Raw genomic sequence first — 25,671 nt, forward strand, 5'->3', positions numbered from 1 at the left:
AACAGAATAACAGCGAGGACACCATGGCTCGAATGTTTCTTATTCCTCTGTTGCTGGCCCTGGGGTGGTGGGCGTTTCTGCTCTACTTCCACATCCCGCTCAAACAGGGGGCCAAGGGCTTTTACTGGATCATCGGCATCGGCGGCGGGCTGGCCGCCTTCCTCAGCCTGATGATGGTGCTGACCCACTAGCACAGCCCCCGCGCGGCAATAAAAAGGCCACCCTGCGGTGGCCTGATGATCAACTCCCCTGCGAGCTGAGATGGTAGTGGCGGTTGCTGCCCTGTCCCAGCACCCCCTGGGCCAGCAGATGCTGGAACACCCGATCCACCTCCTCCAGCGACAGCGACAGCGCCTCTGCGACCCGCCGCTTGCTGCACTTGAGCTCGCCGCTCTCCAGCGCGCTGCGCACCTGAGCCACCACTTCCGGCTCGGGCTCCGGTCTGGCCATCACGGCGGGCACCATGGCCGCCGCCTCCGCCTGGCGGGCCAGGGTCTGCTCCCTGGCCTGCTGCCACAGCCAGCTGCGGCGAAAGCGGTTCTCCTCGCCGATCAGGCTGACGAAGAAGGCGCCGAACACGTCGAGCAGCACGGAGAGGAAGCAGACCAGCAGAAATTGCACCTGGCTGATGCTCATGCCCACCCCGTCCGCCAGGCTGCTCATCAGCCCCAGCATGGAGGATTGCTCGTTGATGGGCTTGGCATCGCGCTCCTGGCGCAGCTCGTCCTGACGCAGCCTGAGCTTGGTGTTGGCCTGCTGCAACCCGCTGACGCCGCTGGAGATGCGCGCCATCTCGATGTACTTGCGGGCCGCCTCCTCGTTGAGCTGGATCTGCCGCTCTATGCTGGCGATCTGCTCGTCGAAGCGGGCGATCTCCCGCTCATGGCGCGCCTGCTGATTGAGGATGGTGTTGGTGGCGCTGTTGATACCGCCGATGCTGCCACCGATGGAGATGGCGGCCAGCACGCTGTAGAACAGCAGCGACCAGAAGGCCCCGCTCAGTTCCCGCCGCGCCTTGCACTCGCCGTACTCGTACCAGACGTAGAACTTGCCCAGCTCGAAGATGATGGCCAGGCCGCCAAACAGCCACTTCATCAGGGGGTTCTCGTCGATGGAGAGAAACAGCAGCAGGGAGAAGACGATGGAGGCCAGAATGGCCAGCCCGGTAAAACTGTACACCGTGGTCAAGGCGAACCACCCCTTGGGGTAGCGCAGCACGGTAGAAGCCTGTGTAGTCATGATGAAGGGGGTGCGATATGCAGGAAAAGTTGGCTGCCGATTATAGTCAGCCGAGCCACAGAATGAAGGCTAATCACTTGAATTGACTCAGATACCTTCACAAACGGACAGGCTGCGACCAGATTGGGCAAATTGTCGGCGCCTCCCCGTTGTCTGCCGCTGCACACCCCGCTAGCCTGATCGCCTGCCCACCCGCGGCAAGCCGGCATGACATGCCCGCCAGCTGACGTCGTGTCCGGTTCCGGCCCGGTTAAGGCGCCAGCTTCTACACTGAGACCAATCCTTCCGCACTCGAGGTCATCATGCACAAATCCATACTGCTGCTCTCCCTGCTGCTTGTCCAAGGCATGGCCATGGCGGCCCCCCCCTCCAAGAACAACGATGGCGTCAAACTCTCCACCGACGACATCAAGCTGGACATCAACTGGGATCAGAAAGAGTACGACTGGTGGCAAAATAACTGCCTGGATCTCGGCATCGGCGACAGCCGCATCCAGCTCAACTGCGACAAGATGGACGGCAAGTACCGGGACCACTACAACCGCAGCATCCACAGCGGCAACAACCCGGGCCAGGGCCACAACAAGCAGAAAGGCAACGGCAAGAAGAATTGATCCTCATCCCCGTCACCCTGACACAGGAGCCGAGGCCCCTGTGTCCATTTCTCTACCAGTAGTTCTCCGCACTGATGTTGCCGGGCGCCCGCCGCAGGTTCTTGGCCAGCCCCAATGACAACAGGGTCTGCTGGGTCTCCTTCACCATGGCCGGGTTGCCGCAGATCAGCACCTGACTCAGCTCGGGGGCAAATTCCAGCCCGACCCGCGCCTGCAGCCGGCCGTCGGCGATGGCGGCCGGGATCCGCCCCGCCATCGCCTCGGGCCATTCCTCCCGGCTGACGAAGGGCACATAGCGAAAACGCTCGCCGTGGCGGGCGGCAAAACCTGCGATAAGCTCCCGGTAGCTCAGCTCTTCTCCCTTGCGCACCCCGTGCACCAGCACCAGGTTCTCGAAACGGGCGAAGGCTTCCCCGTCGGCCAGCATGGAGAGAAAGGGGCCGATGGCGGTACCGGTGGAGAGCAGCCAGAGATCGCGCCCGGCCGGTATCTCGTCCAGGGTCAGAAAACCGGTCGCCAGGGATTGCACCAGCAGGCTGTCGCCCGCTTGCAGGGAACCGAGGGATGGAGTCAGTTCCCCATCGGGGATCTCGACGAAATAGAACTCGTGATAGGGGGCTGACGGGGGGTTGACGAAGGAGTAGGCCCGCTGGACGCGGCGATCGCCCTGCTCGAGGGCCAGTTTGGTGAATTGCCCCGCCTTGTAGGGGGCCAGCTCGGCCGCCACACGCAGGGAGAACAGGGTAGGCGTCCACTCGATACGCTCAAGGACGCGACCTTCGACCCAGGCCATAGGGATCTCCTCCAGAAGAACGGATCCTTACTCTAACCCTGGGCCTGAAAATAAAAAACCCGCGCAAATGCGCGGGTTTTTCTGCAAAAGCGAATCGCTATTACAGGGCAACAACCTGGATCTGTACGGTTGCTTTGACGTCAGCGTGCAGCTGAACAACAACTTCGTAGTCACCGGTGTTACGCAGAACGTTGCCCATGCGGACTTCGCTCTTGGCAACGGCTACGCCGGCAGCAGTGATGGCTTCAGCCACGTCACGGGTACCGATGGAACCGAACAGCTTGCCTTCGTCGCCAGACTTGGAGGCGATAACAACGGCAGCCAGTTCACCCAGCTTGGCAGCGCGCTCTTCAGCGGCAGCTTTACCGGCAGCCAGTTTGGCCTCCAGTTCAGCACGGCGAGCATCGAAGGTCTCGATGTTGGCCTTGGTAGCCATAACAGCTTTGCCTTGCGGGATCAGGTAGTTACGGGCATAACCAGCTTTCACGGAAACTTGGTCACCCAGACCGCCCAGTTTGGCGATTTTGTCGAGCAGGATAACTTGCATTACCTTTCCTCTATAAATTTCGTTGAGTTAGGCTTAAGCGCCGGACCGATTCTTACTTGTTGTGCAGATCGGTGTACGGCAGCAGAGCCAGGTAACGAGCACGCTTGATGGCGCGTGCCAGCTGACGCTGATACTTGGCGCGGGTACCGGTGATACGGCTCGGTACGATCTTGCCAGATTCAGTGATGTAGTTTTTCAGAGTAACGATATCTTTGTAGTCGATCTCGGTAACGTTCTCGGCGGTGAAGCGGCAGAACTTACGACGACGGAAATAACGTGCCATGGCCTTTATCCTCTAGTCAGTGATCCAGAATTACTCTTCGGAAGCAGCTTCAGTAGCTTCTTCGCGGCGCTCGTCGTCACGACGGGTGAAGCGCTCTTCCTTGGCCTTGGCCATCGGAGAAACTTCAGTCACGGCGTGCTTGGTGCGCATGATCATGTTGCGGATAACGGCATCGTTGAAGCGGAAGTTGGTTTCCAGCTCATCGATAACGGCTTGCTCTGCTTCTACGTTCATCAGAACGTAGTGGGCTTTGTGCAGTTTGTCGATCGGGTAAGCCAGCTGACGACGGCCCCAATCTTCCAGGCGATGAATGGTACCACCGGAGGTGGTGATGGCGCCGGTGTAACGCTCGATCATGCCAGGTACTTGCTCGCTCTGGTCCGGATGAACCATGAAGACGATTTCGTAATGACGCATTTTAGCTCCTTACGGATTAATTCAGCCTCCGCCCAGGTGCAGCCAGACCTCGGAGGCAAGGAACATAATGGTGTTTAGACGCTGCTTTTCTAGGGCGGCGTATTGTACAAAATCCCATCCCCCACTGCAACCAGCCGCCACCGATGTTTTTATCTATGGGAACAATACAAAACTTCAATTGATAATAATTATCATTTAGATCTATTCTATCTCCATGCACTTATGGAGGCTGATACCATGCAACCCGCGCTGACCACGGCCATCCCGGCCCGCAAATTCAAACTGACCCTGCTCGGGCCGGCCTTTATCGCCGCCATCGGCTACATAGATCCGGGCAACTTCGCCACCAACATCCAGGCCGGTTCCACCTTCGGCTATCAGCTGCTGTGGGTGGTGGTGTGGGCCAACCTGATGGCCATGCTGGTGCAGACCCTCTCGGCCAAGCTCGGCATCGTCACCGGCAAGAACCTGGCGGAACACATTCGCGACCGGCTGCCCAAGCCGGCGGTCTGGGCCTACTGGGTTCAGGCGGAGATCATCGCCATGGCCACCGATCTGGCCGAATTCATCGGTGCAGCCGTGGGCTTCAAGCTGCTGCTCGGGGTTACTCTGCTGGAAGGGGCCGGCATCACCGCCGTGGTCACCTGGGGCATTCTGATGCTGCAGTCCCGCGGCCAGAAACCGCTGGAGTTCGTGGTGGGCGGCCTGCTGCTGTTCGTGGCGGCGGCCTACATCGTCGAGCTGGTGTTCTCCCGTCCCCACCTGCCGAGCCTGCTGGAGGGCGCCCTCTTCCCCGGCCTGCCCAACAGCGATGCCGTCTATCTGGCGGCCGGCGTGCTCGGTGCCACCGTGATGCCCCACGTCATCTACCTGCACTCTGCACTGACCCAGCACACCCAGGATCAAGGTTCGGTCCCCCAGCGGCTGCACACCACCCGGGTCGACGTGGCCATCGCCATGACCATCGCCGGCTTCGTCAACCTGGCCATGATGGCCATGGCGGCGGCCGCCTTCCACAGCTCCGGCAACCAGCAGGTAGCGGAGCTGGAGTCGGCCTACCAGACCCTGACCCCGCTGCTGGGCCAGGCGGCCGCCACCCTGTTCGGCCTCTCGCTGGTCGCCTCCGGCATCAGCTCTACCGTGGTGGGCACGCTGGCCGGCCAAGTGGTGATGCAGGGCTTCGTGCGCTTCACCATCCCGCTCTGGCTGCGCCGCGCCATCACCATGGCTCCCGCCTTCGTGGTGATCGCCATGGGCCTCAACACCACCGAAATCCTGGTGCTGAGCCAGGTGGTGCTGAGCTTCGGCATCGCGCTGGCCCTGATCCCGCTGCTGATATTGACCGGCGATCGCGCCCTGATGGGGCAATATCGCAACCACCCGGTGACCCAGGCAGTCGGCCGCCTCATCGTCGCTCTGGTGATCGGGCTCAACGCCTACCTGCTGGTCGCCATGATCTAGCCCACCATCCACTCCCAAGGCCGGCTCGTTAACCGAGGTTAATGAGCCGACCTGCGCTTTGGCGTATGCTGGCGGCTCTCTTCCTCTTCGATTTGCGGGAGCCATCCATGCCACATACCCGAGCCAGCTTCGTGCTGGGCCACCATCAGGAGCAGGCCAGCGTCATCTGCTGCCAGAGCGGCGACACCAGCCTGCTGGTCACCGACCTCACCCCCTTTCATCCCCAGAGCCACCTCTGGCCCGATCAGCCGGGTGACGTGGGTACCGTGCATTGGGAGGGCGGTGACGCGACCGTCGGCCCCTGCCGCATGGGGGCCATCAGCCCGGATGGGGAGCTGTTCGTCGACCAGGCGATCCCGGTCAAGCGGGGCGCAGAAGGATGGCGCTTCGTGGTGGTGCACCCGCTGGCCGGTCACTGTGCGCTGCCAGTGGGCAGCCAGGTGACACTGCGGGTGGATGCCGAGGCTCGCCACGCCCTGAGCCTGGGCCACAGCGGCTGTCATCTGGCGGCACTGGCGCTCAACCGGGCACTCGTCCCCTACTGGCGCAAGGAGGTCAGCGAGCGGGATGCGCTAGATCAGCCGGACTTCGACCGCCTCGCCATCCAGACCTCGCGGGTCGAGCCCATGGGCTCGCGCGAGCAGTACCGGATCGGCAAGAGCCTGCGCAAGAAGGGAGTCAACAGCGAGGCGCTGCTGGCAGACCTGCCGCAGATAGAAGAGAGGATCAACCAGCAGTTGGCAGACTGGCTGGCGGCCGGTGGCGAGATCCGCCGCAGCCGGGCCGGCGAGGCGATCATCGACTCCCGTTACTGGCACTGCTCGCTGGAAGGCCGGGAGGTCACCATCCCCTGTGGCGGCACCCACGTGGGTAGCCTGGCCGAACTGGGGCAGGTCCAGGTGCAACTGGCCTCCTGTGAGGAAGGGTTCACCCTCACGACCCGGGTCACTCCCTGACCGGCCGGCCCGGATGCCTTAAGCAGCCGCCCCCTAGCCGAGGCGGATCAGCAGGATGCCGCCCAGGATCACCAGGGCGGCCAGCAACCGGACCCGCCCCAGCGTCTCCCCCAGCCAGCCCCAGGAGAGCAGCACCGCAAACAGCACGCTGCTCTCGCGCAGGGCCGCCACCAGGCCGATGGGCGCCTTGGTCATGGCCCAGATGACGATCCCGTAGGCCAACAGCGACAGGGCGCCCCCGATGGCGCCGCTGCGCCACGCCGCAGGCCCCAGCTCGCGCCAGGCGGTGCGACTCTGCCAGCGCATCAGCAGCGGCATCATCAACGCGGTGAGGGCGAACAACCAGAGGGTGTAACGTATCGGCTCACCGGCCGAGCGGGCTCCCGCCCCATCGGACAAGGTGTAGGAGGCGGTAAACAGTGCAGTGATGAGCACCGACTGCAGCGCGGCCGGCGCCAGCCGCAGACCACCTCGCCATGCCATCAGCAGCACGCCGCTCACCAGCACCACGGCCCCCGTCACCGCCACCATTCCCGGCACTTCGCCCAGCAGCAGGGCCCCGAACAGCAGGGTCACCAGAGGAGCGCTGCCCCGGGCCAGCGGATAGATCTGGCCAAACTCACCCAGCCGGTAGGCTCGACCGAGAAAAAGACAGTAGCCGCAGTGCAGCAAAATGGAGAGCGCCAGCCAGGGATATTCGGCCGCCACCGGCCAACCCACCAAGGGCAGCAAGGGGGCGGCAAACAGGCCGGAGCAGAGGGAGACCAGCAAGACGCTGACTCGCCCCTCGGCCTGGCGCTTGGCCAGCGCATTCCAGAGCGCGTGCAGCAGGGCGGCCAACAGGATGGCTGCAAAGATGGTAGGGGTCACGACAGGGTTCCGATAGCAACAGGCCGCCCAGCATAGCCGGTTTGCCCGGCGATGACAGAGAGCGGCCTCATAAGATGCCTGTTTTTCTCACCCATCGGCCTGCTGCCGATGGGCATGTCATCAGCGCAATCGGCGCTGCCAGTGAATGGCCAGCAGGATGAAGCTGACCCCGACCCAGAGGTTCCACGCCGGGATCTCGCCAAACAACCAGACCCCCAGCAGCACCACGAACATCAGGCCGGAATACTCGGTCGCCGCGATGCGGTTGGCCTCAACCTGGCGATAGGCGTAGAAGCAGCTGGCGTGATAGAGCAGCTGCATGACGCCGCTGCCGCCGATCAGCACCAGCAGTCGCCAGTCCACCGGCTGCCATTGATGTACCGCCAGCCCGGCGGTCAACGGCAGAGCCAGCAGATTGGCCCAGAACAGGGTCGCCACCACCGAGATCCCGGCTGGCAACTTGCGGCCCGTGATGTTGAACAGCGCCAGGGTGAAAGCGGTCACCAGGGCGCCCAGCCCGGCCAGATGGAAATCCCCCGGCCGCAGCACGAACACTACCCCGAGCAGCCCCATGCCTCCCAGCAGCCAGACACGGGAATTGATCTTCTCCTTGAGCAGCCAGGCCGCCAGCGGCAGCGTCAGCAACGGGGAGACGTAGAAGATGGCGTTGGCCGTGGCCAGCGGCAGCTGGGTCAGGGCCAGCATCATGCCGCCCCCGCCGAGCAGACAGAGGTGGCCACGCAGCAGGTGCCACTTCCAGGCACCCAACCCCCAGGCCGAGCGCGGTACCCGCAGCATGAAGGGCAGCAGCACCAGCAGGGTCAGCAGCTGGCGCAGGAACATGTATTGGAAGGGGCTGAAGCCGGGGCCGATCAGCTTGACCAGCACGTCGGAGAAGGCCTGGGCCAGATTGCCCAGCACCAGGGTGATGATGGCGAAGGTTTGCAGGTCCAGCGCGAACCGCTTGCGCAACAACTCCATCAGCGACAGCCGCTCGAGTGGCGAACGCTAATAAAATGGCTCAACGGCTCAATCGCTGAATCTTGTTCTGAATTAATGGGGTAAAAGACCATTTTTAAAACCTATCCATCAACTGTTGCCGATTAATCACTCAGAGGGTACCCACTAACATGGCGCCAGGCACCCGTTTTCTTTACTACCTCAAGACATAATAATTTCATTGTTATGCTTAAAAGGTATTAAGAGGAGCTCATGCCGATGTGGGGAATGTCATCTTCCAGATAGGGTTCACCCACGGCAGTGAAGCCGTGACGACCGTAGAAACCTTGCAGGTGTGCCTGGGCCCCGAGATAGATGCTGACCCCGGGCCACAGCCGGGCACACTCCTGCCGCGCCTGCTGCATCAGCCGATGGCCCAGACCATCACCTCTCGCCTCGGGCGCGGTCACCACCCGACCGATCACCACCTGCTGCGCCTTTGCCACACCGGGCGCCATCAGCCTGGCATAGGCCACCAGAGCCCCATCCTGCCAACCGAGCAGGTGCAGCACGTCGGGGCGCTTGTCGACGCCGTCCAGATCGAGAAAGACGCAAGTCTGCTCCACCACGAAGACCCGGGATCTCAGGGTGAGCAGTTCATAGAGTTCGTTGACGTCGAGTTGTTCAAAAGACTTGAGAGACCAGTTCATGGGGGTTCCTTGCTCACGATGAGAAGGGCAGCATAGCCAGCCGCACGCGGGTCGGCATTAACCTTTGTTAAGATCCTTCAGCCGTTTTCGAATGCGGCTCAGGCTGATGGGGGTGATGCCGAGGTAGGCGGCGATCTGGTGATCGGGCACCCTGGCCTCCAGTGCGGGGAAACTGCGCAGAAAGTGCTGATAGCGAGCCTGCGGACTCTCGGTCAGCAGCAGCAGCTCTTTCTCCTCCTTGATGCGCAACTGCACCGCCAGCAGATGCTGATACCAGGCGGGCCAGCAGGAGAGCGTGCGCAGGTCGGCCAGATTGAACAGCAAGAGCCGACAGGGCTCCAGCGCCTCCACGCTGTAGCGGGCCGGCTCGCCACTGAGCAAGTGGTGGAAGTCGAGGAACTCATCCCCCTCCCAGTAGAACTCCTTGATGTACTCGCGGCCATCCGCCAGCACCACCTTGGCCCGCAGCAGTCCCTGCTCCACCATCACCAGCAGATCGGGTCGATCGCCAGCATGCCAGAGGCAGGCACGGGGGCTCAGGGTCAGCGTACGGGCAAAAGAGAGGAGGCGCGCGGCCTCCTGCTCATCTGTGACCCGATCCCGGCAAAACGGGGGTCTGTCCATTCAGCTTGCCTCAGGCACGACGCTGGCGCACGGCTTCAAACAGGCAGACACCGGTCGCTACCGAGACGTTGAGGCTGGATACCGCCCCTGCCATCGGGATGCTCACCAGCTCGTCGCAGTGCTCGCGGGTCAGACGACGCATACCCTTGCCCTCTGCGCCCATCACCAGCGCCATCGGGCCGGTCAGCTTGGCCTGGAACACATCGTGATCCGCCTCGCCAGCGGTACCGACGATCCAGACGCCACGCTCCTGCAGCTCGCGCAGGCTGCGAGCCAGGTTGGTGACCTGAATGAGCGGCACCACTTCGGCGGCGCCACAGGCGACCTTGCGCACGATCGGGGTCAGGCCGGTGGCCTTGTCGCGCGGCACGATCACCGCATGCACGCCGGCCGCATCGGCGCTGCGCAGGCAGGCGCCCAGATTGTGCGGATCGGTCACCCCGTCCAGCACCAGCAGGAAGGGTTGAGTCTGTTGCTCGGCCAACTTGTCCAGCAGGCTGGCCAGATCGTGCTCAGCCAGCTTGGGCGCCTCTTTCACACGGGCCATGATGCCCTGGTGATTGTTACCCTCAGCCTTGTCGTCGAGCGTCTTGCGGTTCACGCTCTGCACCTTGAGGCCGAGCGCATCCAGCTCCGCCAGCAGGGGTTGCAGCCGGTCGTCATCGCGGCCCTTGAGGGCCCACACTTCGATGAAACGCTCCGGGGTGCGCTCCAGCAGCGCGGATACAGCGTGAATGCCGTAGATCAGTTCAGTACTCATTTAGTGCTCTTGGCCTTGTCGCGAGCTTTTTTGCTCGGTCGTCTGTTGCTGGGTTTGGCACGGCCGCCCTTGGCAGATTTGCCGTGGTCCTTGCCCTCTTTCTCTTTGCGTTTTTCGTGGCGTTCGGCGCTTTTGGCCTTCTCTTTCTTGATCTCGGCCTGCTTGCGCGCCATCTCTTTGGCGTTCTTGCCGGTTGCCTTGAGCGGCTCTTCCACCATCACGAAGTCGATCTTGCGATCGTCCAGATTCACGCCCATCACCTTGACCCGCACCTTGTCACCCAGACGGTAGCGGCGGCGGAAATTCTCGCCGATCAGTTGCTGGTGCAGCGGGTCGAACTGGTAGTAGTCGTTGGTGAGGGTGCTGACGTGCACCAGACCATCGATGTGGATCTCGGCCAGACGCACGAAGAAGCCAAAGCCGGTGACGCTGGCGATGACGCCGTCAAACTCGTCACCCACGTGATCCAGCATGTACTCGCACTTGAGCCAGTCTGCCACGTCGCGAGTGGCGTCATCGGCACGGCGCTCGGTCATGGAGCAGTGCTCGCCCATCGGGTCCACTTCTTCCAGCTGGTAGTGGTAGCCACCGCTCGGGGTCCACTTGTGGCGCAGGTTGGCCTGCTGCTCCTTGGCGGTCTGATACTTGATCGCGCGGTGCAGGATGAGGTCAGGGTAGCGACGGATCGGCGAGGTGAAGTGAGCGTAGGACTTCAGCGCCAGCCCGAAGTGACCGATATTGTCGGCCTGATAGATGGCCTGACGCATGGAGCGCAGCAGCATGGTGGAGAGCAGCTCCGCATCCGGGCGCCCTTCAAACTTGGCAGCCAGGTCGGCGAAATCCTTCGGCTCGGGCTCGAGGCCCCCCTTGAGCTCCAGACCCAGCTCGGCCAGGAAGTCACGGAAGCCGGTCAGACGCTCTTCGCCCGGACGGTCGTGCACCCGGAACAGGGCAGCGGCCTCGTTCTTCTCGATGTAGCGGGCCGCGGCCACGTTCGCCTGGATCATGCACTCTTCGATGATCTTGTGGGCGTCGTTGCGCACCAGCGGCACGATGCGGTCGATCTTGCGCTGGGCGTTGAAGATGAAGCGGGTCTCTTCGCTCTCGAACTCCACCGCACCGCGCTGATGGCGGGCATGCTTGAGCGCCTTGTAGAGGTTGTTGAGCTCTTCGATGTGACCCACCAGCGGCTCGTACTGCTGACGCAGCTTGGGATCCCCTTCCAGGATCGCCGCCACCTTGGTGTAGGTCATACGGGCATGGGAGTTCATCACCGCTTCGTAGAACTTGTAGCCAGACATGCGGCCGGCGGCGGAGATGGTCATCTCGCACACCATGCAGAGGCGGTCAACCTGCGGGTTGAGCGAGCAGAGGCCGTTGGAGAGCACCTCAGGCAGCATGGGTACCACGAATTCGGGGAAGTAGACCGAGTTGCCGCGCTGGTAGGCTTCGGTGTCGAGGGCGGTGCCCGGCTTCACGTAGGCTGAAACGTCGGCAATGGCGACCCACAGGCGCCAGCCGCCACCGCGCTTGGCTTCACAGAAGACGGCGTCATCGAAGTCACGGGCATCTTCCCCGTCGATGGTGACCAGCGGCAGGGCACGCAGGTCGATACGACCCTCTTTGGCCTTCTCCGGCACCTGTTCGCCCAGACCGGCAACCTCTTTGGTCACCTCTTCCGGCCAAGTGTGCGGAATACCGTGGGTACGCAGGGCGATCTCGATCTCCATGCCGGGCGCCATGTTTTCGCCCAGCACTTCCAAGACGGTGCCGACCGCGTTGAAGCGGGCTGTGGCGCGCTGATTGATGCGCACGACCACTACCTGGCTCTGGCGAGCCCCCTTGTTCTCCCCTTCCGGGATGATGATGTCCTGGCCGATGCGGCTGTCATCCGGCACCACGAAGCCGACGCCGTTCTCGACGAAATAGCGACCGACGATGTCCGCTTCACGGGATTTGAGCAGACGTACCAGACGCGCCTCCTGGCGCCCCTTGCGGTCGATCTCGGTAGGTTGCACCAGAGCGTAGTCGCCGTGCATCAGGCGCTGCATCTCGCGGTTGTTCAGGAACAGATCCGGGCCACCACCCTCGGGGCGCAGAAAACCGAAGCCATCTTTGTGGCCGAGCACATAGCCTTTCACCAGATTCAGGCGATCCGGCAAGGCGTAACACTGGTTGCGAGTGAATACCAGCTGACCATCACGCTCCATGGCGCGCAGACGACGGCGCAGGGCTTCCAGCGGCTCTTCTTCGGTCAGCTTGAGGACCTTTGCCAGCTCTTCACGGGACATGGGCTTTTCATGGCCCTTGATGAGGTCGAGGATCATCTCGCGACTGGCGATGGGGTTCTCGTATTTTTCGGCCTCGCGTTCGAGGAAAGGATCTTTTTGAGACATAAGCAGGCCTTAGGGTAGGTGGTAACGGTGCCATTATATCGGAGGGGGGGGCGAATGGCATCCATCGACTGCCTTTTGGCCAATCTCTCTGTCATACTATGCACAGTTTGCAGGCATGATGAGACATGGAACTCATGAGCAAGGACTCGTTCGCCCAATCCGCCGCCTATCTCAAGCAGGCGGTTCCCCTGATGATCAAGTATCAAATCCCCACCACGCCGGATAATTACACCCTTTGGTATAACTACGTGGCGGCCAGCATGCCCGAGCTCAATCAGGCCATCGATCAGGCCATCAAGCTGCAGGGAACCTGCTCTCTCACCACCTGCGAACGCCTCTATCACCAGCACCTCGCCGCGCAAGATGAGCAGCAGATGGAAACCATGAAGCTCAATCTGGCCGCCATGGCCAACGAGCTTGGTCACACCATGCAGGATGCCCTCTCCGACACCGGCATGTTTCAGGACATGCTTGACAAGAGCTTCGACCGATTGAGCCTCATCGACGACGAGGGGCTGAGCCTGGAAGACACCATGGGGATCCTGCGGGATCTGGTGCGCGAGTCGCGGGACGTGCGCATGTCCACCATGCACTTTCGCAACCAGCTCAGCAGCGCCGAGAAGGAGATCAAGGAGCTGCGCGAGGCGCTCAACGAGACCCGCAAGCTGGCCAACGAGGATGCCCTCACCAGCCTGCTCAACCGGCGCGCCTTCGATCTGGAGATAGAGAGCCTGATCCGCAGCAAGCAGCCCTTCTCCCTGATCCTGTCGGACATAGACCGCTTCAAGAACTTCAACGACGAATATGGCCACCTGCTGGGAGACCAGGTGCTGCGCGCCTTCAGCAAGCGGCTGCGGGAAACCTGCAAGGAGGGCGTCACCGCCTACCGCCTCGGCGGCGAGGAGTTTGCCCTGCTGGTCCCCATGCGCAGTCTGGCGCTGAGCCGCCAGATGGCGGAGAGCCTGCGCCGGGCCATCGAGAAGATGTCGATCCTGGATCGCAAGTCGGGCCGGCGCATCGACCACATCACCGCCTCGTTCGGGGTCGGTGAATACAGCGGTCAGGAGACGGGCGACAGCCTGGTCGAGCGCACCGACAAGCTGCTCTACAAAGCCAAGGAGCTGGGTCGCAACCGGGTGATGCCGCTGCCATCCTGATTCCGTCAGCACGCAAAAAGGCCGGTCATTGACCGGCCTTTTTCATGTTTGCCATCCCGGGTTCAGAGGCTTTTCAGCTTCTCTTCCGGCAGGGCCAGCTCGTCATTGCGGTTGACGCCGATGCCGCGCTCCAGCACGTGGCGGGCGATGGCATGGGCCTCTTCCAGTGAGTGCATGCTGTAGGTACCGCACTGATACTCGTTCAGCTCGGGGATCTTGCCCTGCTCCTGCACGGTCAGCACGTCGCTCATGGCGGCCTGCCAGGCGGCGCCAACCCGGGCTTCGTCCGGCGCACCGATCAGGCTCATGTAGAAGCCGGTCCGGCAGCCCATGGGAGAGATGTCGATGATCTCCACCCCGTTGCCGTTCAGGTGGTCACGCATGAAGCCGGCAAACAGGTGCTCGAGGGTGTGGATGCCGCGCTCGGAGAGGATCTCCTGGTTCGGCACGCAGAAACGCAGATCGAACACTGTGATGGTGTCCTTGTTCGGGGTCTGCATGGTCTTGGCCACACGCACCGCCGGCGCAGCCATGCGGGTGTGGTCAACGGTAAAACTGTCCAATAACGGCATTTCTGACTCCTGATTTGGTTACCAGAACCAGCCCCCGCTGGAGAGCTGATCCTTGCATTGTCGATACTGGGCGCCGTAGCGCTGGGCGCGGGCCTCTACCTTGCGGGATGTCTTCATCAGCCACCCCTTGCTGCGGTAGCTGCCACGCCGATAGCCACCCCACCCTTCGTGATAGTTGAGATACTGGCCATACGCATCCCACTTGGAGGTGCCGTTCAGCCGCTGGGCCTTGTGAGTGTACCAGCCCATGAAGTCGATGGCGTCGGCAAAGTCGTCGCGATCGCTCCAGCCGTTGCCGGTTTCCCGCTGGTAGTCAGCCCAGGTTTCATCTTTGACCTGGGCATAGCCGTAGGCGGAGCTGGCCCGCCCGGTCGGGATGAAGAGGAAATACTGCATCGGCGGCTGGGCATCGTGCACGAAGGAGGATTCCTGATACATCATGGCCATCACCACGTGGATCGGGGTTCCCCACTTCTCGTTCATCTTGAGCGCCGCCTTGTGCCAGTCCGGTTTCTCACGAAAGATCTGGCACAGGTTTTCCGGCTGGGCCGGCGGGCGGGTACTACAGGCGGTCAGACCGGCCAGCAGGCCGGCCGCCGCAACGAGGCGCATCCAGGACATCAGCAGGATCGAGTCTCCATTCGTTGTCTTATCACGAGGCACAGCCATCTCATCAGATGGCGTCTTCGTTCTCTTCGCCAGTACGGATACGAATGACGCGCTCCACCTCGCAAACGAAGATCTTGCCGTCACCAATCTTGCCAGTGCGGGCGGTGTTCTGGATCGCCTCCAGGCAGGCATCCAGATCCTCGTCCTGTACCACCAGCTCCACCTTCACCTTGGGCAGGAAGTCGACCATGTACTCGGCGCCGCGATAGAGCTCGGTGTGGCCTTTCTGACGGCCGAAGCCCTTGACCTCGGACACTGTCATGCCGTTGATGCCGATCTCGGCCAGGGCCTCGCGCACATCGTCCAGCTTGAACGGTTTGATGATGGCTTCAATCTTCTTCATGGTGACTCCTTACCAGTTCTGTTTGCCAAACCCGGACGTGATGGGGTAACGGCGATCCTTACCAAAGTTGCGGGCCGTGATGCGGGGCCCGACCGCCGCCTGACGGCGCTTGTATTCGTTGAGATCCACCAGCCGGATCACCTTGCGCACCACCGCCTCCTCGAAGCCTTCCGCCACCATGTCGGCTACGGACGCATCCTCTTCCACATAGCGCTTGAGGATGGCATCCAGGATGTCATAGGGCGGCAGGCTGTCCTGATCCACCTGGTCCGGTGCCAATTCTGCCGAAGGAGGACGGTCGATGACCCGCTGCGGGATCACATAATCGACGGAATTGCGGTATTCGCACAGCTTGAAGACCAGCGTCTTGGGGACGTCCTTGAGCACGTCGAAACCACCGGCCATGTCGCCGTACAGGGTGGCATAGCCCACCGCCATCTCACTCTTGTTGCCGGTGGTCAGCACGATGCGGCGACGCTTGTTGGAGAGCGCCATCAACAGCACGCCACGGCAGCGCGCCTGCAAGTTCTCTTCGGTGGTGTCGCGAGCGGTACCTTCAAACAGCGGTGCCAGCTGGGCCATAAAGCCCTCGAACATGGGCTCGATGGAGATGATATTGAACTCCACCCCCATCCGCTCGGCCTGCTCCTTGGCATCTTCCACACTCATCTGGGCGGTGTAGCGGAACGGCATCATCACCGCCTGCACCTTGTCGGCGCCGATGGCATCGGCCGCGATGGCCAGGGTCAGTGCCGAGTCTATACCGCCGGAGAGGCCCAGCACGGCGCCGTGGAACCCGTTCTTGGTGACATAGTCGCGCACCGCCAGCACCAGCGCCTGATAGGTCTCGGCCAATGGTTCCAGCGGCGCGGCGGGTTCCCGCTCTTTCACTGGCTGGCCATCGGCAAAGCGCACCAGCGCCAGCTCTTCGGCAAAGGGGGCCAGCTTGTGGGTCAGCTCGCCCTGGCTGTTGAACACCTTGGAACAGCCGTCGAAGATCAGCTCGTCTTGACCACATACCTGATTGAGGTAGACCAACGGCAGACCGGTCTGATCGCAGCGCTCGGCCATCAGCTCACGGCGGATCCAGGGCTTTTCCTGATCATAGGGTGAGGCATTGATGGTGAGCAGCAGCTCGGCCCCCGCGGCCTTGGCGGCCAGCGCCGGACCCGGCTGCCAGAGGTCTTCACAGATGAGCAACCCCAACTGATGACCACGGAAGGGGACCACACAGGTCTCGGTCGCCGCCGTGAAGTAGCGCTTCTCGTCGAATACCCCATAGTTGGGCAAGTCCTGCTTGAAGTAGCGTGCGACCAGCTTGCCTTGCTCGTAGAGGGAGGCGGCGTTGTAGAGTGCCTCCCCGTCGCGCCAGGGGTGACCCACCAGAATGGCGCAAGCCCCCTGCCATGCCGCGATGCGGGTCAGCGCGGCCTCCACCCGGATCATCAGGTCGGCGCGCAGCAGCAAATCTTCCGGCGGGTAGCCGGTCAGGGCCAGTTCGGAGCAGACCAGCAGATCGGCACCTTGCCGGTTGGCTTCGGCGGCTGCCGCCAGCACCTTGTCACAGTTATCTTCGATGGCGCCTACCGTCAGATTCAACTGGGCAAGCATCAGAGAGAGGGCTTTTGCCATGGCGATGCATCTTGAATTCGAAAATGATGGGGAATGATAAAGAAAAGGCGCTGGCTGTGCCAGCGCCCAAGGCTCAAGGGGTGCAAGTCAGGCTGGTCGCGTTGGTCACTCCGTTGTCCACCAGCAGTGAACAGGGGCCGCTCAACACCTGATTGTTGGACTGTTGCGTCATCTGCACGCTGAAGGAGGGTGGCTGCAACATATAGGTGGTGCTGCCCTGGTTGGAATAGGCAAGGTTGATAGCCAGCGTCGAGTTCGCCGGGGCTGTACACAGATAAGCTGCAGGCTGGTTGTTGGCCTGTGGATAGTCGATGCGGCAGGTGGCCCCGGAGTTGGGGGTCGTGATGCTCAACCTGTTGAACGTATTCTTGCTGCACGCTACCGGTGGGGGATTCTTGCCACCCGTCCCTCGGGTCAGACACTGGATCCAGCCACTGACACTGACGGTCGGTACCGTCTGCGATCCTGTATCCACCTTGACCAGCATGTCCGCCGTCTGCGCCAGCGACTGGTCCCGTGGCGAGATGAGCGAAGCCGTGATGCCGGAATTCCCCTGATAGGCAGTGACACGCACGGTGACGCTCTGCAGCACCTGGTTGCTGTCCTTGGTCGATTTCTTCGCCGTCATGTAGCCGCGGCTGTAACTGCCGAAATAGTAGTTGTTGAGATCCACCACCGTCTTGACCGTCTCGTTGGTGACGGCGGCATAGTCGGTGGCATTGCCCGTCAACAAGTTCTGCGGAGCCATGGCCCATTCCGCCAGCATGGTCAGGTTGATGTCCTGAAACGGCACCTTGGTCAGATAGTCCACCGCGCTGGTATCAATCCCCACCAGATAGACAGGGTCGAGCACATCCACATAGATGCCGCGGGCGATGAGCTGCGCCGTACCCGTGTTGACGGTGATCCCGGTCGTGGTATCGCCCCCGGCTTCCGCGTTGGTAGCCAACCAGGCTGAAAAATCGGTGATGGTCGGCAAGGTGGCGGAGGCCCCCTGGGTCCAGTTCAGGGTCGACTTCTGCCAGTCGATGTAGGTCTTGACCACATACTTGATGTATTTCTGATAACTGGCCTGGTTCGCTGGCTTGGCCAGGAAATCAGCAGTGGTCACCACTACCTTGACCAAGTTCCAGTCAGGCAGGGGGCGATAATAGCCATCCAGCCGGACGAAACGGCAGGCATCCACGTACTTGCCGCTGTTCGCCGTGCTGAGGCTGCTGCTGTAGCGTACTCGGCTGGTGTTGAGCGGAGCATAGAAGTTGGTAAAGCTGGAGCCACTACCGTCGAAGTGATCCTTGCAGCAGCTGGTACAGAGCGTGGGCTGGCCATTGACGCTGCTGTCGAGCGTCCCCGTGGTTTTGGTCTGCAGCGAGCCTGATTTCCAATAGAGCTGGTTGCTGGCTGAACTGTAGGCCTGACCCGGCAAGTAGGCGCTCAGGCTGGAGCCATAACTACAAGAACAGGAGACGGATGCCATGTCCTGCAGCACCTGCTGGGTGTTGCCGCCCGCAGCGGGTTTATAAGTCACCGTCTCGAACTGGACCAGCTTGCCTACCAGACCATCTTTGGATGTCACGGTCGGCAGTGGCTTGCTGGTCTCCTGTTTGTTGCCATCCCCCAGTTCCACCGAGATGACGTCAGGGGCCACCCCGGGGGTGTAGTTGACCTTGGGGCCCTGTCTCGCCGTATTCAGACCGCCATCCAGTTGGGAGGAGCTCAAAGACTCAATGGGCGAAACATTGCCAGCCAGTTGCAATGTACGAGCCTGTCCTTCGCTGTCCGTCCACCCGACGTTGACCGTGATCGCCTTGCGGCCCGGGTAACTCAGGCGATAGCCCGCCGGTGCCACGTTTTGCCAGGTTGAGCCATTCAGATACTGATTGGCCACCGTCCATGCCACCGAGTAGGCTTCACCCGACAAGGTTACTGTCGAGTTGGCGGAGGCAATCTGGTTGTAGGCGGTCAGTGGGGCCGTCGCGTTCACTACGCTATTGAAGTTGCGAAACTCATCCAGTTTTGACTCTGCCAGTCGCATCGCCGTCTCATAACGCCGGCCATCCTGCGAAACCGTCAGCGCCGACTTGGACATGGCGACCAGGCCGACAATACCCACACCCAGCACCACCAGCGTGATCAGGATCTCCAGCAGGCCAAATCCTTTTTGCCCTTTCATCTCCATATCCCCTTACCAGTCTCGCCAGCTGCCGGGCACCTGATTGACGATCTGGAATGCGGCACCATTCGAGATGTTGCTCAGGACACTGGCATCATACTTGGCATCGTAGGTACCGTTGGCGTTGCCCAGTTGATAGTTGGAAACCATGGCGCCATACACGATGGCCCCACCGGTCAGCTTCACATCCGTCCCGGCTGCTGCGGGGTTGGATGAGTAGGCAAACACCAAGCCATACAGCACCGTATTGCCGTTGACCGCCAGATTGCCATTGCGCACGATGAGAATCACAGGCGCCGTTGCGGAGCCAACGTTGGAAGAAGGTTTGCAGTCCCCATCCACAATGATGAGTCCAGTTGAGGCAGGACCTAGCGAACTGCAGTTTGTCAGCTTCTGGGTCGCCCTAGCCTCCAGATTGGCCCAACCGTTGGCATCATCCTTTTCATTGAACAGATACCAGACCAGATCGGTCGGGAAGGCAGTATCGTTATCCTTGATATCCGGCTGCTTGTCCCCCTTCTGGCTGATGTTGGCCGAACAGCCGCCGTCGTAGTCCCCCTGATGACAAGTCTGTCCGGTCCCCGTTATCAGATCGACATTACCGCTGGTCCAGACCGACAGTGGTACCCCCAGCCCGCCACCATTGGGATTCGCCACTATGGTGAAGTTGCCGCCGACCGCCATGCCGCCAGCCACGGTCAGAGGCGCGGCAGGAGAGCCGGCCAATACGCTGAAACGTACAACCTTGGTTTCGACTGCCGCCTGGGCCTGACTGTTACTAAGAGTCGCCTGGGAACGAACCCTTATCGGCGTCACGACCACCGACCCCACCGTGATGGCAGTATCATCAGAGGATGACAAGGTATAGCTGCCCGTGGTCAAGGTAGTCGTGGCACCGCTGGTACGCCAGGTAGGGTCCAGCGTCAACCGCCCCAGTCCATCGGCCAGAGCCACTTCCGCCATTGCCATGGCCTGACGATAGAGCACCTCGTTGAGGGTCACTCGCCGATCTGCCACCAGCATCTTGCCAACCAGCAGTGAAATGCCCAGCAGGATCAGCACCAGCAACAAAGTGATGGTGAAGGTGGTAAAACCGGCTTGTCGGCTCATGTCAGTACCCATCATTGCGCAGTTTAATATCCCGCTGCAGCGTCAAAGTTAGTGCAGGGGTAGCCTTGAACCGCCCACTCACCACCAATTGCAACGCCCTAGCGCCATTGGTCTGGCTACTTGTTAAAAGCTTGAGGGTCATGGCGGTGATCTCTATGGTATCGTCGCTGGAGATCAGGCTTCCGTTACCACAGGTAGTAGTCCCGGTCCCTTGCTTGATCCCCTTGCTACTACTGCTGTAGCTGTAAACCAGGGTGTCATCGCTGCTCAACACTCCATTTTCATCGTTGTCATAGCGCACCCTGATACAGGTATACAGGCCGGAGCCCGTCGCGGTTTCCCCCATCAGATCCGTGGCCGTATCAAAATAGAAACTGGACCGGCTGCCAGAAGGAGCGGCAAGAAACTGGGTGGCGTTAGCGTCATACCCGGCCCGCTGGATGTCTCGTGCCATCATGTCCGTCAGCAACTGAACTTCCTGATTCAGACGGCTGGTCTGCATGGCGGTGTAATTGGCCTTGAGAATGGTGGCAAACAGCGAAATGACTGCGGCCACCAGCAGCAAGCCCGCCACCATAGCCACCATCAACTCGACCAGGTTGAAACCCCGTATTTTCAGTTGCATGCTACCTCTCCCACCAGGTTGCTGACGGCACAGGTACGTACCCGTCCAAGGTTGTTGGTGACAACCTTCATACTGGCGGCCGAGGAGCTCACCGTGATGCTGCCGCTTGGCAGGGTACCGCGCCGGGGAGAGAAGCTGATGGGACGTATCTGGCTTGAGGATTCCGTGTAGGTACCCGTCAGAATGATCCCGGGAAATTCACTGGCATCAGCGCCTTTACGCCCCTCGATGCTGGAACAGGTATCGTTGCAACTGGCGCAACTGCCATCGATGCTGATGCGATAGCACCAGTTGCCGGTGCCGCTGTTGAACAGGATCATTTGCAAATTTCGGTTGCGTTTGAGCGCTTCGGACTTGAGCAGCATCATGTCGGTGTAGACCGCCTGGGTGGCTGCCTTGACCATCTGATCCTGGCGCAGGGATTGATAACTGGGGATGGCCACGGTCAGCAACAGGGCGACCAAGGACAGGGCAACCATCAGCTCTATCAGGGTAAAACCGGCGGATCTGCCCTTTCTGCCTTCCATCAGCTCACAACTCCTTTCTTTTTGCACGTGCCAGTAGGGTCTACTGTCAGTACTATCCTATAGTATCAACCTGTTTCACGAAGCATGCCGCCCCATGAGAATCAAACAGTCCGGAATCACCTTGCTTGAACTGATCGTCGTGGTCGCCATCGTCGCCATCATAGCGTCTGTCGCCTATCCCAGCTTTACCGATGGTTTGCGCAAATCCCGCCGGGCCGAGGCGCTCAAGGGCTTGCTCAGCATGCAGCTGAAACAGGAAGAGTTCCGGGTTTCCAATACCAGTTACAGCGCCACCCCATCCCAAGTGGGCAACCCCACCAGCAGCTACTATGACTTCTCCATTTCAGGTGCCACCGCAACCAGCTATACCCTGATCGCCACCAGCAAGGGAGCACAGGTAGGCGACAAGAGCGGCAGCACCATCTGCAATACCCTGACCCTCAACAAGGCCGATACCAAGACTCCCGCTGCCTGCTGGTGACAAACTACCAGCACTCGGCTGCCGTCATGCTGGCCATCGATACCCCCTGCAGCCCGCCCTGATCAAGGGTCAGCAGGCCGCAAGGATCGCCGTTCATCACCCCGGTCGGGATCGCCGTCAGGGTATAGCTGGCGCCGCTGGCGTTGAGCGCCAGATTGTAATAGGCAGTCCCGCCATCCCTGGGCAAAGTAGCCAGCCCGGCGGAGGCCAGGTTGCCACCATCATAGTTGCCGTCGGCGGTAAACTGTCGCTCCATGTATTGCGCCGCCTCCAGCAGGGCGGCCTTGGCCTCTGCCCGCTTGGCAGAGGCCATGTAGCTGTTGTAACTGGGATAGGCGATCACGGTCAGAATGGCCATCACGGCTACCGCAATCATCAGCTCCATCAGGGAAAATCCACGCTCCATCTCCACCTCTACTCCAGTTGCAACCAGGACTGGCGACCACCCAGATCACCCGCCCCCTCTTCCAGAGTGACCGAAATGTTGCCGCTGGAGCCACTGATGTACTTGCGCTCCATGTCGGCATCTTCCACCACACTCGGTGTCGTGGTGAGCTCGTCAAACTGCTTGCCGCTGACCGGCACCTTGATGTCGTTGCCGCCACTGTCCTTGATCCCCACATAGTCGTCATCGTTGACCGCGCCATCGCCATTGACGTCGAACACCGAGTAGGTCAAACGCGCCCCCGAAACGGGATCCAGCTCCATCAACCAGGAGCGCCCACCGAAGTCACAGGCGTCCGCCGAGGGGATCAGGGTGTTGAAGATCAGCCGCTTGTTGCGATAAAGCATCTCTGACACGGCTCGCTCCCCCACCCCCTTGCTCAGCGCAGGGGATTTGAGCACCAGATACCACCCTTTCTGGCTGGTGTAGTTGACCGCCGTATTGGACACCACCCTCACGTTGAACTTGATGGTGGTGCCATTGGCGGAGTACTCGTGGGTAATGCTCTGCTGCAACAGCTGGCTGCTGAGCACGCTAGCCCCCGTATCCCAGATGCCATAGACGGCCTCCAGCCTGGGGGTCGCCGGCAGCAACTTATCGTCATTGGTGAAATAGCTGCCCGTTCCCATCAGCACCATGATGCCCCCCTTGGGATGACGGATGGCCAGCGGGCGCATGGTGACGGGTTGACGCGTGCTGGCGGAGCAGGTTCCGTTGCACGCCTGAAACAGCGGTTTTGGCTTGTTGCCGGTCTTGAAGGCACTCCCCCACTGGGCGCTGTTGTTGTCGGTCAAATCGAATTTCCACAGATTGCCCTGCAGATCGCCGGCGTAGACATAGTCCGCCACCCGGTCGCCATCCTCATCTACCGGCAAGGGGGATGAGAGACCATTGGGCTCGCTGGCCGAGCCCACCTGGGTATCTATCTCCTTGATCACCGCGCCGGTCGCCAGATCCAGCACGAACAGGCGCGCCGTTTGGCTGGTGCTGTTGTAGCCGTTGGCCACCAGCGCCACCCATTTGTTGCCGGATTTGACCCGAACCAGGGTCGGCGCGGCCAGCGCCACCCCCATCTCGGCATTGGTAAACTCCCACAGCATCTTGTCGGCGGTGAAGTTGTCCGGCGCCGTCACGTCGATGGCAAACACGGCCTTGCCGCCAGCACCGGTCGATCCCAGCAGCACGGTTTTCCAGCTGCTGCCAAGATAGGCATCGCCTACCTTGGCCGTGCCATCGACATAGTAACGATGGCTGTAATCCGGCTTGGTCAGCAAGCTCAGATCTCCCAACAGGCTGGCAGGGATGTAGGCCAGGGTCTCCACCCCGTTGGCGACCCTAAAACCGTGCAGCATGCCGTCATTGGCCCCCACGTAGAGCATGGGAGTACGGCTGCGAATAGCCGTCGAACCGAGGAAACTCAGATAACCGTCCCGCTCCGCCTGGGTCAGGCCGGTGGCGCTGCCGTAGCCGTAATCCCGGCTGCCGACATAGACGGGATCCGAGTTGATGATGTCCCCCAGCAGATCGCTGCGGCTGCGAAACAGACCGCCATTGCTCTGCTCGCGACTGCGATCACCGCGCAAATAGGCAACCCGGTTTTCCCCCTGGCTGTCGCCAGCAAGGTTGAACAGGGCACGGTTGGTGGCATTGAGAGCGGCCCAGGTGAAAGGAATGCCGACTCCGTTTTGTCGAGTAAAGATGCTGCGGGAGGTGTGTGCCGGGATCAGGGTTGCGGCATCCCAGGCCATGTTGCCCAGCGACCCATCGCTGTTGAGGGGGATGGAGATGAGTTGCCCCGACCAGTCGCCGCTGTTGTAGCGGGCCTGGTAGATGTGGGTATTGCTGTCCAGCCGGGTGGCGTTGGCGGTCACCGAGCTGGCGGAGCTGTTGCGAGCCGCGATCTGGGCCAGGGTGCTGCTCAGGGCTGCAGCAAAGATGTCGGGGTCGCCCGCGCTGAAAAAGCTGCCCTTGCTGTTGAGTGCCGCGTGCCACAGGTCATCAATCTTGTACTCCGGAATGTAGGTCGCGTTCTTGTACTCCTTGTCATCCGGATCATGGGGATTGGGCCAGCTGTTCGGGATGCCGTTGGCCGGATTGAGCGACCCGTTGACCCCGAGTCCAACGGTAAAGTTGACCAGATGCTGCCAGTTGGCGGGATCCGCCGTGCTGGTCGGCACCTTGTCGGCCAGATCGGCACGCAGGTCGGTTTTCCAGTATTTGTAGGCCACGTCGGCCAGAGTATTGCTGTAACCATCCTTGTCCAGATCCCCTACCGAGGGGGTATCCCCGTTCCAATAGCCATCGGTCATCAGGATGTTGTAGCTCTGCCGGCAGGTGAGGTGGGGCAAGGTGCTGCCGGCACTGGCCGCCCAGGGGCCGTTGTTGTCGGTGCGGGAGAAGTACTCCCCCACATCTTTCAGGCTGGTGCGCAGCGGCGTGCCGGCGGCCGGAATATCGCGGCTGTAGAGGTCACTGAAAAAAGCGCTGCGATCGGTGCCGGAAAAAGGTGCCACCCCGCGGATCACGCTGCCGCTGGCATTGATGGTGGCAAACCCCACCCGTAGGGCCTGCCCCTGGCTTGCAAAAGCGCGGCCGACCCCGGCACGAGCCGCCAGGATCCGGGAGCGGTAGTAGGTGTACCAGTTGGCGAAGTTCTGGATCTCCTCGTCATAGGTACAAACGGGGGCGCTCTTGCAATCGCTGCGATTGGGGCGCCCGCCATAGGTGTTGCCGGACTTTATCTCCACCCGGGTATAGCTGCCCACCTTCTTCACGTCGCCACTGCCCTTGTAGGCAAAGTAGACGGCAGGCCAGAAGGTTTCATCGTCGTTGTAATCGGTGGAGGAGAACCCGGTGTAGTAACGCAGGGACTTGGAGCGGTTGTTCTTGGTCAGATCACGACAGCCGGCGGCGGTATTGAAGGGATTGTGCGGTGCGCAGCTGATGCTGGCATTCGCCATCAGGGTGCCGTCCGCCTTGGCCCAGGGCCGATAGCTCTGTTGCGGGTTGTAGTAGAGTTTGTTGTTGTTGCTTGAGCGGGTATAGGCGTTGCGGTCGTTGTTGCTGGTGAAGGTCACGGTCCGGTTGTCATAATCCTCGCTGCCATAGACGTTGTCGGCTCTGGGATAGACGTAGCGGGCGCTGTTCTCGATCAACCCCTCCGGCATCAACTCGAAGTGCATCGAACCTGAGTCATCGAGGCTGAACATGATGTTGGGTTCGGCCCGGGTACCCAGATAGAGGGGAACCTGGGCGATGTCGAGGGCCGCCTGCACCTGGGAGCAGAGCAGCAGGGCCGAGAGTCCGTAGCCAGATGCACGCATGGGTT

At 61.2% G+C, this 25,671-nt stretch carries 27 protein-coding genes; 6 read left to right on the top strand and 21 right to left on the bottom strand.

What is annotated here, in order from left to right; genetic code table 11:
* Positions 1-23: 23 nt before the first annotated feature.
* The gene (locus QLG02_RS17010; RefSeq protein ID WP_162484561.1) at positions 24-191 is read left to right on the top strand and encodes a hypothetical protein; all 168 of its coding nucleotides are present in this window, start codon (positions 24-26) and stop codon (positions 189-191) included.
* Positions 192-240: 49 nt separating this feature from the next.
* On the opposite strand, the gene QLG02_RS17015 is transcribed toward QLG02_RS17010, so the two are convergent.
* Positions 241-1,239 (bottom strand): hypothetical protein, encoded by a 999-nt coding sequence (locus QLG02_RS17015; RefSeq protein ID WP_026080232.1) that lies wholly within the window; start codon positions 1,237-1,239, stop codon positions 241-243.
* A 302-nt stretch (positions 1,240-1,541) separates the two neighbouring features.
* On the opposite strand from QLG02_RS17015, the gene QLG02_RS17020 reads away from it, so the two are divergent.
* Positions 1,542-1,853 (top strand): hypothetical protein, encoded by a 312-nt coding sequence (locus QLG02_RS17020; RefSeq protein WP_101614762.1) that lies wholly within the window; start codon positions 1,542-1,544, stop codon positions 1,851-1,853.
* Positions 1,854-1,905: 52 nt separating this feature from the next.
* Here QLG02_RS17020 and QLG02_RS17025 read toward each other — a convergent pair whose 3' ends face one another.
* The 4 genes from QLG02_RS17025 to rpsF all read right to left on the bottom strand — a co-directional run bounded on the left by QLG02_RS17025 (position 1,906) and on the right by rpsF (position 3,893).
* Positions 1,906-2,646 carry a ferredoxin--NADP reductase gene (locus QLG02_RS17025; protein WP_049047995.1) on the bottom strand — a complete coding sequence of 247 codons (741 nt, stop codon included), beginning with the start codon at positions 2,644-2,646 and terminating at the stop codon, positions 1,906-1,908.
* Positions 2,647-2,746: 100 nt separating this feature from the next.
* Entirely contained in the window at positions 2,747-3,193 is a 447-nt protein-coding gene (gene rplI, locus QLG02_RS17030) for a 50S ribosomal protein L9 (protein ID WP_011704669.1), read from the bottom strand.
* Positions 3,194-3,245: 52 nt separating this feature from the next.
* Positions 3,246-3,476, bottom strand: a complete 231-nt coding sequence (gene rpsR / locus QLG02_RS17035; protein WP_005308890.1) for a 30S ribosomal protein S18 — start codon at positions 3,474-3,476, stop codon at positions 3,246-3,248.
* A 30-nt stretch (positions 3,477-3,506) separates the two neighbouring features.
* Entirely contained in the window at positions 3,507-3,893 is a 387-nt protein-coding gene (rpsF, locus tag QLG02_RS17040) for a 30S ribosomal protein S6 (protein ID WP_005308887.1), read from the bottom strand.
* Positions 3,894-4,130: 237 nt separating this feature from the next.
* On the opposite strand from rpsF, the gene QLG02_RS17045 reads away from it, so the two are divergent.
* Both QLG02_RS17045 and QLG02_RS17050 read left to right on the top strand, forming a co-directional pair.
* Positions 4,131-5,354 carry an Nramp family divalent metal transporter gene (locus QLG02_RS17045; RefSeq protein ID WP_168755383.1) on the top strand — a complete coding sequence of 408 codons (1,224 nt, stop codon included), beginning with the start codon at positions 4,131-4,133 and terminating at the stop codon, positions 5,352-5,354.
* Positions 5,355-5,419: 65 nt separating this feature from the next.
* Positions 5,420-6,310 (top strand): hypothetical protein, encoded by an 891-nt coding sequence (locus QLG02_RS17050; RefSeq protein ID WP_282465721.1) that lies wholly within the window; start codon positions 5,420-5,422, stop codon positions 6,308-6,310.
* A gap of 33 nt (positions 6,311-6,343) precedes the next feature.
* Here QLG02_RS17050 and QLG02_RS17055 read toward each other — a convergent pair whose 3' ends face one another.
* From QLG02_RS17055 to rnr, 6 genes are all read right to left on the bottom strand, one after another.
* On the bottom strand, positions 6,344-7,180 hold the full coding sequence (locus tag QLG02_RS17055; protein ID WP_282465722.1) for a DMT family transporter: 837 nt from the start codon (positions 7,178-7,180) through the stop codon (positions 6,344-6,346).
* A gap of 120 nt (positions 7,181-7,300) precedes the next feature.
* Positions 7,301-8,161, bottom strand: coding sequence for a DMT family transporter (locus QLG02_RS17060; RefSeq protein WP_029301975.1), 861 nt, complete (start codon positions 8,159-8,161; stop codon positions 7,301-7,303).
* A gap of 218 nt (positions 8,162-8,379) precedes the next feature.
* Complete coding sequence (locus QLG02_RS17065) at positions 8,380-8,829, bottom strand: GNAT family N-acetyltransferase (RefSeq protein WP_282465723.1); 450 nt, start codon at positions 8,827-8,829, stop codon at positions 8,380-8,382.
* A 57-nt stretch (positions 8,830-8,886) separates the two neighbouring features.
* Positions 8,887-9,453 (bottom strand): Crp/Fnr family transcriptional regulator, encoded by a 567-nt coding sequence (locus QLG02_RS17070; protein ID WP_282465724.1) that lies wholly within the window; start codon positions 9,451-9,453, stop codon positions 8,887-8,889.
* Between the two features lie 10 nt (positions 9,454-9,463).
* Entirely contained in the window at positions 9,464-10,213 is a 750-nt protein-coding gene (rlmB, locus tag QLG02_RS17075) for a 23S rRNA (guanosine(2251)-2'-O)-methyltransferase RlmB (protein ID WP_029304634.1), read from the bottom strand.
* Positions 10,210-12,609, bottom strand: a complete 2,400-nt coding sequence (gene rnr / locus QLG02_RS17080) for a ribonuclease R (RefSeq protein ID WP_024944558.1) — start codon at positions 12,607-12,609, stop codon at positions 10,210-10,212. The genes rlmB and rnr overlap by 4 nt, the downstream gene beginning before the upstream one ends.
* Positions 12,610-12,743: 134 nt before the next feature.
* On the opposite strand from rnr, the gene QLG02_RS17085 reads away from it, so the two are divergent.
* Entirely contained in the window at positions 12,744-13,766 is a 1,023-nt protein-coding gene (locus tag QLG02_RS17085) for a GGDEF domain-containing protein (RefSeq protein ID WP_029304632.1), read from the top strand.
* Positions 13,767-13,828: 62 nt separating this feature from the next.
* Here the strand turns inward: QLG02_RS17085 and luxS are convergent, their stop codons facing one another.
* The 8 genes from luxS to QLG02_RS17125 form a co-directional block, all read right to left on the bottom strand.
* A complete protein-coding gene (gene luxS, locus QLG02_RS17090; RefSeq protein WP_011704660.1) occupies positions 13,829-14,338 on the bottom strand; it encodes an S-ribosylhomocysteine lyase in 510 nt (169 codons plus the stop codon).
* An 18-nt stretch (positions 14,339-14,356) separates the two neighbouring features.
* Positions 14,357-14,950: a transglycosylase SLT domain-containing protein gene (locus QLG02_RS17095; RefSeq protein ID WP_275065681.1), complete on the bottom strand. Its 594-nt coding sequence runs from the start codon at positions 14,948-14,950 to the stop codon at positions 14,357-14,359.
* Positions 14,951-15,011: 61 nt separating this feature from the next.
* Positions 15,012-15,350 (bottom strand): nitrogen regulatory protein P-II, encoded by a 339-nt coding sequence (gene glnB / locus QLG02_RS17100; RefSeq protein WP_005308848.1) that lies wholly within the window; start codon positions 15,348-15,350, stop codon positions 15,012-15,014.
* A gap of 9 nt (positions 15,351-15,359) precedes the next feature.
* Positions 15,360-16,982, bottom strand: a complete 1,623-nt coding sequence (locus QLG02_RS17105) for an NAD+ synthase (RefSeq protein ID WP_282465725.1) — start codon at positions 16,980-16,982, stop codon at positions 15,360-15,362.
* Positions 16,983-17,055: 73 nt separating this feature from the next.
* A complete protein-coding gene (locus QLG02_RS17110; protein WP_282465726.1) occupies positions 17,056-19,155 on the bottom strand; it encodes a prepilin-type N-terminal cleavage/methylation domain-containing protein in 2,100 nt (699 codons plus the stop codon).
* Positions 19,156-19,167: 12 nt separating this feature from the next.
* A complete protein-coding gene (locus tag QLG02_RS17115; RefSeq protein WP_282465727.1) occupies positions 19,168-20,265 on the bottom strand; it encodes a PilX N-terminal domain-containing pilus assembly protein in 1,098 nt (365 codons plus the stop codon).
* Between the two features lies 1 nt (position 20,266).
* Positions 20,267-20,890: a type IV pilin gene (locus tag QLG02_RS17120; RefSeq protein WP_077095903.1), complete on the bottom strand. Its 624-nt coding sequence runs from the start codon at positions 20,888-20,890 to the stop codon at positions 20,267-20,269.
* The gene (locus QLG02_RS17125; protein WP_282465728.1) at positions 20,881-21,417 is read right to left on the bottom strand and encodes a GspH/FimT family pseudopilin; all 537 of its coding nucleotides are present in this window, start codon (positions 21,415-21,417) and stop codon (positions 20,881-20,883) included. Before QLG02_RS17125 ends, QLG02_RS17120 begins: the two co-directional genes overlap by 10 nt.
* Positions 21,418-21,511: 94 nt before the next feature.
* Here QLG02_RS17125 and QLG02_RS17130 point away from each other — a divergent pair, with 94 nt between their 5' ends.
* Positions 21,512-21,898 (top strand): type IV pilin protein, encoded by a 387-nt coding sequence (locus QLG02_RS17130; RefSeq protein ID WP_130633058.1) that lies wholly within the window; start codon positions 21,512-21,514, stop codon positions 21,896-21,898.
* Positions 21,899-21,902: 4 nt separating this feature from the next.
* Here QLG02_RS17130 and tppA read toward each other — a convergent pair whose 3' ends face one another.
* Both tppA and QLG02_RS17140 read right to left on the bottom strand, forming a co-directional pair.
* Positions 21,903-22,304, bottom strand: a complete 402-nt coding sequence (gene tppA / locus QLG02_RS17135; RefSeq protein ID WP_219281125.1) for a type IVa pilus pseudopilin TppA — start codon at positions 22,302-22,304, stop codon at positions 21,903-21,905.
* 8 nt (positions 22,305-22,312) lie between these two features.
* On the bottom strand, positions 22,313-25,666 hold the full coding sequence (locus tag QLG02_RS17140) for a PilC/PilY family type IV pilus protein (RefSeq protein WP_282465729.1): 3,354 nt from the start codon (positions 25,664-25,666) through the stop codon (positions 22,313-22,315).
* Positions 25,667-25,671 lie beyond the last annotated feature (5 nt).

This window comes from Aeromonas sp. V90_14, assembly GCF_029967615.1.
In the GTDB taxonomy this organism is placed as follows: Bacteria; Pseudomonadota; Gammaproteobacteria; order Enterobacterales; family Aeromonadaceae; genus Aeromonas; species Aeromonas hydrophila.